This is a genomic window from Pseudonocardia zijingensis, assembly GCF_042657305.1.
GTDB classification, from domain to species: Bacteria; Actinomycetota; Actinomycetes; order Mycobacteriales; family Pseudonocardiaceae; genus Pseudonocardia; species Pseudonocardia zijingensis.
In genome coordinates, this window is record NZ_JBHSKO010000055.1 from 1 (window position 1) to 9,976 (window position 9,976).

At 68.9% G+C, this 9,976-nt stretch carries 13 protein-coding genes and 2 pseudogenes; 8 read left to right on the forward strand and 7 right to left on the reverse strand.

Going from position 1 to position 9,976, the window contains the following annotated elements; genetic code table 11:
- The coding region (locus tag ACFPL3_RS41700) for an NAD(P)-dependent malic enzyme (protein ID WP_379590982.1) at positions 1 to 808 on the forward strand (808 nt) is incomplete at its 5' end.
- Between the two features lie 70 nt (positions 809 to 878).
- Positions 879 to 1,466, forward strand: coding sequence for a Panacea domain-containing protein (locus ACFPL3_RS41705; RefSeq protein ID WP_343945718.1), 588 nt, complete (start codon positions 879 to 881; stop codon positions 1,464 to 1,466).
- Positions 1,467 to 1,732: 266 nt separating this feature from the next.
- Here ACFPL3_RS41705 and ACFPL3_RS41710 read toward each other — a convergent pair.
- Together ACFPL3_RS41710 and ACFPL3_RS41715 are read right to left on the reverse strand one after the other, a co-directional pair.
- Positions 1,733 to 2,065 (reverse strand): annotated as a pseudogene (locus ACFPL3_RS41710) (MFS transporter); the annotation flags it as partial.
- Positions 2,066 to 2,140: 75 nt separating this feature from the next.
- Positions 2,141 to 2,329, reverse strand: coding sequence for a hypothetical protein (locus tag ACFPL3_RS41715; protein ID WP_343945728.1), 189 nt, complete (start codon positions 2,327 to 2,329; stop codon positions 2,141 to 2,143).
- Here ACFPL3_RS41715 and ACFPL3_RS41720 point away from each other — a divergent pair.
- Both ACFPL3_RS41720 and ACFPL3_RS41725 read left to right on the forward strand, forming a co-directional pair.
- Positions 2,328 to 2,372 (forward strand): annotated as a pseudogene (locus tag ACFPL3_RS41720) (hypothetical protein); the annotation flags it as partial. The gene ACFPL3_RS41715 and the pseudogene ACFPL3_RS41720 overlap by 2 nt on opposite strands.
- A 67-nt stretch (positions 2,373 to 2,439) precedes the next feature.
- Complete coding sequence (locus tag ACFPL3_RS41725) at positions 2,440 to 2,793, forward strand: hypothetical protein (RefSeq protein WP_379590989.1); 354 nt, start codon at positions 2,440 to 2,442, stop codon at positions 2,791 to 2,793.
- A 13-nt stretch (positions 2,794 to 2,806) separates the two neighbouring features.
- Here ACFPL3_RS41725 and ACFPL3_RS41730 read toward each other — a convergent pair whose 3' ends face one another.
- Positions 2,807 to 3,709, reverse strand: a complete 903-nt coding sequence (locus ACFPL3_RS41730) for an alpha/beta hydrolase fold domain-containing protein (RefSeq protein WP_379590985.1) — start codon at positions 3,707 to 3,709, stop codon at positions 2,807 to 2,809.
- Positions 3,710 to 3,898: 189 nt separating this feature from the next.
- Here ACFPL3_RS41730 and ACFPL3_RS41735 point away from each other — a divergent pair, with 189 nt between their 5' ends.
- Entirely contained in the window at positions 3,899 to 4,045 is a 147-nt protein-coding gene (locus ACFPL3_RS41735; protein WP_343945721.1) for a hypothetical protein, read from the forward strand.
- Between the two features lie 196 nt (positions 4,046 to 4,241).
- Here the strand turns inward: ACFPL3_RS41735 and ACFPL3_RS41740 are convergent, their stop codons facing one another.
- Positions 4,242 to 4,589 (reverse strand): SDR family NAD(P)-dependent oxidoreductase, encoded by a 348-nt coding sequence (locus ACFPL3_RS41740; RefSeq protein ID WP_343945722.1) that lies wholly within the window; start codon positions 4,587 to 4,589, stop codon positions 4,242 to 4,244.
- 163 nt (positions 4,590 to 4,752) lie between these two features.
- Positions 4,753 to 5,673, reverse strand: coding sequence for a LysR family transcriptional regulator (locus ACFPL3_RS41745; RefSeq protein WP_343945723.1), 921 nt, complete (start codon positions 5,671 to 5,673; stop codon positions 4,753 to 4,755).
- A 192-nt stretch (positions 5,674 to 5,865) separates the two neighbouring features.
- Here ACFPL3_RS41745 and ACFPL3_RS41750 point away from each other — a divergent pair, with 192 nt between their 5' ends.
- Genes ACFPL3_RS41750 through ACFPL3_RS41760 form a run of 3 tightly spaced genes read left to right on the forward strand, consistent with a single transcriptional unit; the run spans position 5,866 to position 8,280 of the window.
- The gene (locus ACFPL3_RS41750) at positions 5,866 to 6,204 is read left to right on the forward strand and encodes a hypothetical protein (protein ID WP_343945724.1); all 339 of its coding nucleotides are present in this window, start codon (positions 5,866 to 5,868) and stop codon (positions 6,202 to 6,204) included.
- Positions 6,197 to 7,819 (forward strand): multicopper oxidase family protein, encoded by a 1,623-nt coding sequence (locus tag ACFPL3_RS41755; RefSeq protein WP_343945725.1) that lies wholly within the window; start codon positions 6,197 to 6,199, stop codon positions 7,817 to 7,819. The genes ACFPL3_RS41750 and ACFPL3_RS41755 overlap by 8 nt, the downstream gene beginning before the upstream one ends.
- 20 nt (positions 7,820 to 7,839) lie before the next feature.
- Complete coding sequence (locus ACFPL3_RS41760) at positions 7,840 to 8,280, forward strand: YybH family protein (protein ID WP_343945726.1); 441 nt, start codon at positions 7,840 to 7,842, stop codon at positions 8,278 to 8,280.
- Positions 8,281 to 8,817: 537 nt separating this feature from the next.
- On the opposite strand, the gene ACFPL3_RS41765 is transcribed toward ACFPL3_RS41760, so the two are convergent.
- Both ACFPL3_RS41765 and ACFPL3_RS41770 read right to left on the reverse strand, forming a co-directional pair.
- Positions 8,818 to 9,705: a S1C family serine protease gene (locus ACFPL3_RS41765; protein WP_343945727.1), complete on the reverse strand. Its 888-nt coding sequence runs from the start codon at positions 9,703 to 9,705 to the stop codon at positions 8,818 to 8,820.
- A 136-nt stretch (positions 9,706 to 9,841) separates the two neighbouring features.
- Positions 9,842 to 9,976: arginine deiminase family protein (locus ACFPL3_RS41770; protein ID WP_379590991.1), on the reverse strand; the 135-nt coding region annotated here is incomplete at its 5' end.

Here is a 9,976-nt window from a genome sequence, read left to right on the forward strand (position 1 = left end):
GCGCTGCTTCGAGATCGAGGCCCGGCTGCGCGAGATGCTCGACATCCCCGTGTTCCACGACGACCAGCACGGCACCGCCGTCGTGGTGCTGGGTGCGCTGCGCAACGCGCTGCGCGTGGTCGGCAAGCAGCTCGCCGAGTGCAAGGTCGTGGTCTCCGGCGCCGGCGCGGCCGGCTCGGCGATCATCCGCCTGCTGCAGTCCAACGGCGGCACCGGCGACGTGGTGGCCGTGGACATCGCCGGGATCGTCCACCGCGACCGCGCGGGGCTCGACGACAACCTGCGCTGGATCGCCGAGCACACCAACGCCGAGGGCGCCACCGGGACGCTGGCCGACGCGCTGGTCGGGGCGGACGTGTTCATCGGGGTGTCGGCGCCCAACCTCTTCGGTGAGCGGGAGCTGCAGACGATGGCCCGCGACGCCATCGTCTTCGCGCTGGCCAACCCCGACCCCGAGATCGACCCGGCGGTCGCCACCGCGCACGCCGCGGTCGTGGCCACCGGCCGGTCGGACTACCCGAACCAGATCAACAACGTGCTCGCGTTCCCCGGCGTGTTCCGCGGGCTGCTCGACGCCCAGGCCCGTGACATCACCGACGCGATGCTGATCGCGGCCTCGCACGCCATCGCCGACGTCGTCTCCGAGCCGAACCCGTCGTTCATCGTGCCGAGCGTGTTCGACGCGTCCGTCGCCCCCGCCGTCGCCGAGGCCGTGCGCGAGGCCACGCGCGGCTCTCCGACCGACAGCGTGATGCCGTCGCTGCGAGATGCCATCGTCGCATGTCAGGGTGGTTGTCTGGCGCGCTGACGAGCTGGTGCGGTGCAGACTGTCGGTGGCGTGTGTGACAGTCGGGCCGAGATGTGAGAGGAGGTAGATCGTGAACGAGGTCCCGCAGCCCGCGTTCAGCCACGACCTCGACGTACACGCTGTCGCGAACTACTTCATCCGGCTGGACGCCCTCCGGCTCGAGCCCGACGTGACTCCACTCAAGCTCGCGAAGCTGCTCTACCTGGCTCAAGCCAACTACCTCGCGTCAACCGGCCAACGGCTGTTCTCGGAGGACGTGGAGGCCTTCGACAACGGGCCCGTGGTGCACCGCGAGTGGCGCCGGAACTCTGGGAAGCAGATCATCGCTGTCCGCGAGAGCGCTGCGGTCACGGAGGAAGTCGACCTTCCCGGCAACGTGATCGAGTTCCTGGACGCGGTGTGGGCGAGGTACAAGGACTATTCAGCATCCAGGATCTGGGAGCTGACCCACGAACAGGACCCGTGGAAGCGGAACTACCGTCCGAACGAGTACCGCGTGCAGATCCCCGACAGTGACATGATCACTTACTTCCGGGAGTCCGTTCCGGCGACGGAGCGCGTGTTCCACACCAGCGTCGTAATTATGCCCGACGACTTCCTTGATGAGGACGACGCGGATGCGTTCGCTGCAAAGTTCGCGGAGTCCACGCAGCGGTGACTCCGCCCTGGGTCGCGGTCGAACCCCTCGCAGCGCACCACGACATCGACGAATTCCGGTCCGGGCGCGAGTCCGTGGACACCTGGTTTCCGGAAAAAGCTCTGTCCGCCACCCACGTGGCGGCGACCAAAATGCCTGGCCACAGACGGTACCGTCTGTGGCTTCTTTGCACTGCGGTCCGCGGTCGTGAACGTGTCAGCCCGGCCATCGAGGCTCGCGCGAATGAGCGCCAGGGACTGCGGCGCCGTGAGCGCCGCGGTGAGACCTTGCAGGATCCGCCCGACGATGAGCAGCCAGGGCTCGCCCGCCGAACCGCACAGCAGCGAGGCGAGGGCGAACCCGACGAGGCCGACGAGAAAAGCTCGCTTCCGCCCGTACAGATCGCCGAGACGACCGCCGAGGGTGAGCGTCACTGCGTATGTGGCAGCGTAACTGGCTACGATCTGCTGGCCCAGGATGTCGCCGCCGCCGAGGTCGTCCTGGATCGACGGGATGGCGAGATTGACGATGAAGAAATCCAGCGGCGGCAGCAGCGTGCCGGCCAGCAGCGTGACCACGCCCACCCATTTGCGGGCCGGCGCATCTGATGTCGAAGTCATTATTTGACCCTGCTCTCGGCAACGACCATACCGGCCACCACTGGTCCAAATAGCCCAAATTGACCCAGAAAGGTGTCACGGACCGTTGCATCGTTTCAGCGGACTGTAGATCACGAAGACGGTTTCCATGAGTTTCTCGTTGTCCACGCCGGCCACGGTAATGCGGGCCGGATCCCGAGGGGTGGGTGTGATGCACCCACCCTGGCGCCGACGGTCCGGCATCACGTCGGTCATTCCTGCTGTCTTCGTCGCCAGCGACATCATCGCGGTCGGCCTCGTCGTCGCGGCGAAGTCGACACGGGTCCGGATACCCGACGACCTCTCGGTGGTCGGCTACGACGACATCCCGGGGGCGCGCTACCTGAGCCCCCCCGCTGACGACCGTCCGCTCCCCCCTCGCCGACATGGCACGGGCGGCCGTCGATCTCATCGTCGACGCGATGAACAGCCCCGATTCCGGCCCCCAACACGTCGTCGTGCGTCCCCTACGCCCTCTTACGGGGCGAGCTTGTCGCGCCGACACCGCGCGGGTCGTGCTCGCTGGACTGTCGGTGTTCGTCACAACGCCGACCGCTGATGTCTCATCCGCCGGAGGGCGCTCCCCAGCAGATGCGCGTCGACCTGTCGACGGACGACCTCCCAGGAACGGAACCGCTTCGACCTCGTCCCGGCCGAAGCTGTGGGACGACGGCGCTGGGAGCAAAGTGCTCAGCGGTTCGCGGCTGTGAGATGGCGGGGTCGTCACCGTCCATTCGTGTGGCGCAGCAGAAAGTCCAGCCCGAGGGTGATGAGCCGATCCCGATCCCCGTCACTGAAGAAGTGCCCCGCGCCGGGGATCCGCTCGAACACAACGGTCGCCCCGGCCCTGTCGTAGGCCGCCGTGATCTCTTCGCTCTGGTCGATGGGGATGCCGGTGTCTTGCTCACCGTGAGCGAGGTGGAGCGGAGCGGAGCTGGCACTGACGTACGTGCTGGTGCTGGCGGCCATCGCGATGCTTGGTGACTCAGCGACCCGGGTGCCGAGGAACCAGTCGTGCGGATCGATGTTGAGCGCGTGGAACGGCGACTCGCCCGGTGGAGGTGGCATCCGCGCGATGTTGACCGGTGCGCTCCAGCTGACCGCGGCCTGCACGGCGCTGCTGGCATCGGTGATCCCGAGGGCACCCTCGAGGTCGGGGTTGTCCGCAGTGACGGCCAGCATGGTGGCCAGGTAGCCCCCCGAGGATGACCCCCACGCGCCGAACCGGGAGCCGTCGAGCCCCAGCGCCTCTCCGTGGTGGCGCAACCACCTCACTGCAGCCTTGACGTCATGTACCTGAGCAGGAAAGGACGCTTCCCGGCTGTGCCGGTACTGGATGGCGGCGACCGCGATTCCCTGCGGGAGTAGTCGGTCGACGAGCTCAGCACCCAGGGAGTTGGTCTTGTGCGAGCCTACGGCGAAGGCCCCTCCGTAGATGTGAACGACCAGCGGCACCGGCTCCGCGGCCTTCGGAACGACGAGGTCGAGCGTCAGCGGCCGGTAGCCCAGAGGCTTCGCCACGACGGCATCGCGGTACCGAATCAACCCATCGCCGAGCTCCGGACGAGGAGGTGGCTCGGGGGGCAACTGTTCTCTCCGGTTTCCACCGCTCTGCGTCTCTGCCACCGCATCAGTATTGCGGCGCCCGATGGATGTGAGGGGAGCGAAAGTCCCGCCGCCGGGGAAGGGGCCGCCGGGCGGCAGGACATCGCCGCACGCCTGGCCAGTACTGGAAAACCCGGCCACGCGTCCGTGACAACCGCATCCGCATCCGTGCCACCGTGCCACCGCGCCGACAGCCCCGAGGAGATACCCGTGACAATCCCCGTCTCACGGACGTACGTGCGCGCGTCGATCTTCGCCGCGACCGCGGAGGTTCACCACTCACCCGCCGTTCCCCTCGCCGCTCTCGTCTCGGCGATCGAGGACGCCGGCGACACCGCCGAGCGCAGCCGACGATGACAACGGGGCCCGGGCGACGACGGACGTTCCTTCGGCTTCGGCCGTTCTCAGATCGTGAGCGCGGCGACGATCCGCGTTTCGGCGGCGAACAGCGCGCCGTTCCGGTCCAGCACGGCGCCGTGCCGGGCCGGAACGGGGGGTGAGGAACGATCGTCGGGGCTGCAAGACCCCTTCGAAGTCCGAGGTCGGTTCGAGGTCAGGCGTTGTAGCCGCCGTCGACGTCCAGCGAGGCGCCGGTGATGTAGGCGGTATCCGGTCCGGCGAGGAACGTGACCGCGGCCGCGACCTCGTTCACGGTGCCCCACCGGGGCAGGCAGAGCCGCTCGATCAACGGCCCCAGCTTCTCGTGGTTGTCGGCGACCAGGTCGGTGCGCATGGGTCCGGCGTGCACCACGTTCTCGGTCACCCGGCGCGCGCCGAGGTCACGAGCCAACCCCTTGGTGTAGCCGTCGATGGCGGCTTTGTCCGGGCGCAGGGTGCACGGCTGTCCGAGGAACCATCGATCGGGCACGGGGATCTCGCGGGTGGCGGTTTCGGCGTCCACGTCGGGAATCGTCGCGTCGACGCCGTGGATGTCGAACAACGTTTCCAGGAACTCACATCACCGAGCACACTTTTATCGATTGAAGTACGGGTGATTCGATCACGCAATCACTGGCGCAAAAACGGTGTTCCGGCCGTGGGGCACCACGCTCGGAATTCACCCCTCACGCCCGACGAGCCGGCCACCAGTGCACCTCGTGGGGATCTCCGGCGTTCCAGTCCCAGTTGGTGATCGTGGTGCGCATCAGGCGGGCGGCGGGCGTCAGGTGACCGTCGGCTCCCCAGTGCAGGGTGACCCTGCGGCGGCAGTCGGGGTCGTCGACGTCGACCCAGGTGAGCGGGGCTTGCGTGGCGCCGCGGCGGCCGAAGGCGGGGACGAGACCGATGCCGAGTCCCGCGACGATCAGGGCCGCGATGGCGCTGTGCTCATCGACCTCGCAGACGATCTTCGGGGCGAGGTCTCGTGCAGCGAAGAGCCGCTCGAGCATCCGGCGTAGCCAGTGTCCCTTGCGGGCGGTGACGAAGGGCTCGTCGGCGAGTTCGGCCGTGCTCACCGTCGTACGACCGGCAAGCGGGTGATCGAGTGGAACGCAGACCGCTACCGCCTCGTCGAACAGCTGCGTCGACTCCAGACCGTCGGCGTGGATCGGCTGCGAGGTGACGCAGAGGTCGACATCCCGGGCCCGCAGGCGGACGGCCATGTCCTCGGCAGGCGACCAGTGGAGCTCGATCTCGACCGCGGGATGGGCCCGCTTGTAGGCCGCCAGCGGGCCGGTGAGGGTGAGGAAGGTTTCCGACGCCAGTCGCACGGTGCCCAGTTCCCCGCTGGTGGCCTCGTCGACGGCGCGCCGGCCCGCCTCGAGCTCGCCGAGGGAACGTTCGACGTGATCGCGGAAGAGCTTCCCGGCGTCGTTCAGCCGGAGCCGGCCGCTGCGATCGAACAGCGGTGCGCCCAGTTCGCTCTCCAACCGGGCGATGGTGCGGCTCAGCGAGGGCTGGGCGACGTGCAGCTCCTCGGCCGCCCGGGTGAGGTGCTCCAGTCGCGCGACCACCAGGAACTGCTCGAGCCCGTTCAGCTCCACCATGCCTCCCGCGACATAACGTCATAGCAATACAGATCTTAGACACCATGTCATTCAGAGCATAACTTGTGGAGGCGTTCGTAGCTGGAGATCGGAGCGAGGAGGACCCCCGTGGCGATCAACAGTCCGGGATCCACTCCGGTTCATCGGACGACGCCGATCGAGTGGGCGTTCCGGGCGGTCGTCAGTGCGCACGTGGTGGCGATCATCGGCCAGCCGGTGTCCGCCGGGGTGTACCTGACCGGCGACTTCGACAGCCTGCGCTGGCACGCGACCGGCGCCGATGTGGTCACCTCCATCGGCTACCTGCAGGTGATCGTGGCGATCATGGTGTGGGTGCGATTGCGCCGGCCATCGCCCCTCCTGGCCACGACGGCGGTCGTCGCGGCGGAGACGGTGCAGTACTTCGCCGGCCTGGACGGCGCGCTGTGGCTGCACATCCCGCTCGGCGTGATGACCGTCGCCGCGGTCGTCGTGCAATTCATCGCCGCCTGGCGCCATCCCCTCCCGCGAAGGGACACGCACCATGCGTGAGCACGCTGTGAGTCGACGCCGGGTGCTGGGCATCGGAGCAACGCTGGGCCTGATGGCGGCCACCGGGCTGTCGACCTCGGCCGCGCTGGCCCGCCGGCCGTCGTTCACCGGTGCCGAGTTGCCCAGCGCCGTACCGCTGCCGCCGCCCTTCGAAGTACCGCTCCCGATCCCCGCGGTGCTGAAGCCGACCAGCACCTCGGGCGGGGTCGACCGATACGAGATCACCCAACGTGAGGCGGTCGCACACATCCTGCCCGGCGTCCGGACGCCGCTGTGGACCTACGAGGGCACCTTCCCCGGGCCGACGATCGAGTCGCGCCGCGGACGGCCGATCACCGTGACGCATCGCAACGAACTGCCTGTGCCGACCGTCGTGCACCTGCACGGCGGACGGACCCCGGCGGACTCCGACGGCTACCCGACCGACCTCGTTCTGCCCGGTCGCTGGCCGGACTCCGCCGAGATGGTGCGCGGCGCGCACGACATGCACGCGATGAGCGGCATGCAGGGCATGCCGGGGATGCAGGACCCGCGGGCGGTGGTGACCAGGCTGGCGCGGGACTACACGTTCCCGATGGACCAGCGTCCGACGCTGCTCTGGTACCACGACCACCGGATGGACTTCACCGCTCCCGCGCTCTGGCGAGGACTCGCGGGACTGCACATCGTCCGCGACGACGCCGAGGACGAACTCGGCCTCCCCGCGGGGACTCGCGAACTACCGCTCATGATCACCGACCGTTCCTTCGCCGCCGACGGCAGCCTCCACTACCCCGCGCTCGACCCCACCCTGCGCGAGCAGCCGGGCGTGCAGGAGCCCTATCTCGCCGGTCTCCTCGGCGACGTGATCCTGGTCAACGGCGCGCCCTGGCCCGTCCACGAGGTCGACGCAGCCAGCTACCGACTGCGCATCCTCAACGCCTCCAACGCCCGGCACTACGAACTCGAAGCGGTCACCGACGACGCGGAACGACTCGATCTCGTGCAGATCGGTGCCGACCAGGGACTGCTCGCTGCGCCGGTCACGCACGGGCGACTGCCGATCGCGCCCGCCGAACGCTACGACGCGATCATCGACTTCTCGGGGGTCCCGGTCGGCGCCCGCGTCAGGATCGTCAACCGGCTCGGCACGGGCCCGACCCGTGACGTGATGGCCTTCCGCGTCGCACGCCGCGGCACCGACGACAGCCGCATCCCCGCCACGTTGTCCACCGATCTGCCGACCTGGCAACGGTCGGACGCCGCCAACGTGCGCGACATCGCCTTCCGCGCCGGGCAGGTGCACGGCGGCCACGGATGGCTGATCGGCGGGCTCCCGTTCGACCCGGCGCGCTCCGATGTCACCGTCGGGCTCGGCGACGTCGAGGTGTGGCGGCTGATCGCCGACGTCCACCACCCCGTCCACCTGCACCTGGTCGGCTTCCGAGTGCTCTCGCGCAGCGGGCGGCCGCCGCTGCCACACGACGCCGGGCTCAAGGACACCATCCCGCTACGACCCGGCGAAGCGGTCGAGATCATCACCCGCTTCGACGGCTACCGCGGCCGATACCTCTTCCACTGCCACAACGCCGAACACGAGGACATGGGCATGATGGCCAACCTCGAGATCATCTGAGGGAGAAAGGATCACGCAAAATGCCTGCACAACGCGAGGTTGACGAAGTCCAGATCCGCCGGCTGACCGACAAGATCGTCGACGGGCTCCGAAACAAGGATCTCGAGGGTCTGAAGCGGCTTTACGCAACGGACATCGTGTCCTTCGACGTCGAGCCGCCGCTCCAGCACGTGGGAATCGAGGCGAAGCTCGAGAACTGGGCCCCTGTATGCACGTTCTTCGAGCATGTGAATTATGAGGTTCGCGACCTGACGATCACCGTTGGCGATGGTGTGGCGTTCGGGCATGCCTTCGCTCGCCTCAGCGGCACGCTGAAGAACGGGACGGCGATGAGCGGTATGTGGGTCCGGGTCACGTACTGCCTCCAGAAGATCGACGACGCGTGGTTGATCGTGCACGATCACGTCTCGGTGCCGCTCGACATCACCAGCGGCAGAGCAGTTGTCGACCTCGAGCCGTGATCCCGCCCGCATCCCGCCCGCGCCGCGTCGCCGCACCACCCCTACGTGCTGCGCCGCCCACCGATGCCGTCCACGTAGGACTGTCGGGGGCCTCCCCGAGCGCGGCCTTCTGCGCTCGGGTTGGTGAGCCACCAACCCCTCCTTCGCCCTCGTCCGTCCCGAAGTAGCGGGCGGCGGGCCGGCGCGGTCGGTGTAGCAGGCGACCTGCTGCTCTCCCGCAACCACGACGCACTCGAGCGCGCCGCCACCCACGTCCGGCGACACGGCACACGCGTGCTCGCCCGGCCGACCGACACCCGCGATGACCAAGAACCTTGTCGACGAGCTCGGGCCCTCCGGAGTCAACGTCACCGTGCTCCGCCCAGGGGTCACCGTCATTTCGGACGCCGAAACCCCGCGAGTCCAGCTCGGCCCGGGTGGGTGGGGCGGCCCTCGCGCCGGCCTGCGGCGCGGCGGTCTGCGCGCGGGAGGGCGGGTCCGCATCGGGAGCGTGCGGGGGCCTTCACCCGGGCTGCTCGAGGAGTTCGCGGTGGGGGCTCATCGGCTGAAAGCGGGCCGGTCGGTGAGGGTGACCTGGGCCGAACGTTGCTGGCCGTCCAGGCCGTGGATGGACAGGGTGATCGTGTCCCCTGGTGCTCGGCGGCGCAGGGCACCGATGAAGTCTTCGGGACGTCGGGTCGGTTCGCCGTCGACGGCGAGGATGAGGTCGCCGGGTCGCAGGCCGGCGATCGCGGCAGGCCCGCCTGGGACGGTCGCTGCGACGATGACCCCGTCGGTGCCGGGGAGGCCGAGCTGGGCGGCGATCTGCGGGCTGATCTGGGTGGGTTCGAGCCCGGCGAAGGCATGGCGGGCTCTGCCGCTGGTGCGCAGTTGTTCGGCAACGTCGATCGCGGTGGCGGCGGGGATGGCGAAGCCGATGGACACGGCACCCGCCTGGGGCGGGATGTAGGCCTCGTTGATCCCGATCACCTCGCCCCGGGCGTTGACGAGGGCCCCTCCGCTGTTACCCGGGCTGATCGCGGCGTCGGTCTGGATCAGATCCACCAGTGCCTGGGTTTCCGCCGCGGTACCGGGGATCTCGCGGTGCAGGCCGGACACGACCCCGGCAGTGACGCTGTTCTCGAAGCCCAACGGGCTTCCGATCGCGATCGCGAGCTCGCCGATCACAGGGAGCTCGGGCTGGAACCGGGGCACGGGCAGGTCGCGGCGCTCGACCTGCACGATCGCCAGATCGGTGACGACATCGACTGCTCGGACCGTGCCGGCGTGGCGCTGGCCGTCAGCGAATCCGACCTGCACGGTCGGCGAACCGCGCACGACGTGTTCATTGGTGAGGATGAGGCCATCGCCGGTGTAGATGACGCCGCTGCCGTTGCCGCCTTCGGTAAGGATCTTGACGACGCTGGGTAGCAGCTGGGCCGACACCGGGGGCACGTCGGCCAGACTGCCGCTCGGCGCGGGAGCGGCAGTCGAGGGGGCTGGTCCGGGCGCCGGTGCCGTCGTCGGAGCCGTGGTGCAGGCGGCGACGAGAAGCGGGATCAACAGCCCGGCGGCTACGGCCTTAGTAGGCGACAGCATCGCGTTGCAGGGGGCAGGTCATGCAGTGGCCGCCGCCGCGGCCGCGGCCGAGCTCGGCACCGACGATCGTGATGACCTCGATGCCGGCCTTGCGCAGCAACGAGTTGGTGTAGGTGTT

Bases quoted from the DNA above. Each gene is read 5' to 3' on its own strand.
- ACFPL3_RS41745 (WP_343945723.1), bottom strand. From the start codon at position 5,673: ATGGTGGAGCTGAACGGGCTCGAGCAGTTCCTGGTGGTCGCGCGACTG.
- ACFPL3_RS41715 (WP_343945728.1), bottom strand. From the start codon at position 2,329: ATGATGTCGCTGGCGACGAAGACAGCAGGAATGACCGACGTGATGCCG.
- ACFPL3_RS41755 (WP_343945725.1), top strand. From the start codon at position 6,197: ATGCGTGAGCACGCTGTGAGTCGACGCCGGGTGCTGGGCATCGGAGCA.
- ACFPL3_RS41760 (WP_343945726.1), top strand. From the start codon at position 7,840: ATGCCTGCACAACGCGAGGTTGACGAAGTCCAGATCCGCCGGCTGACC.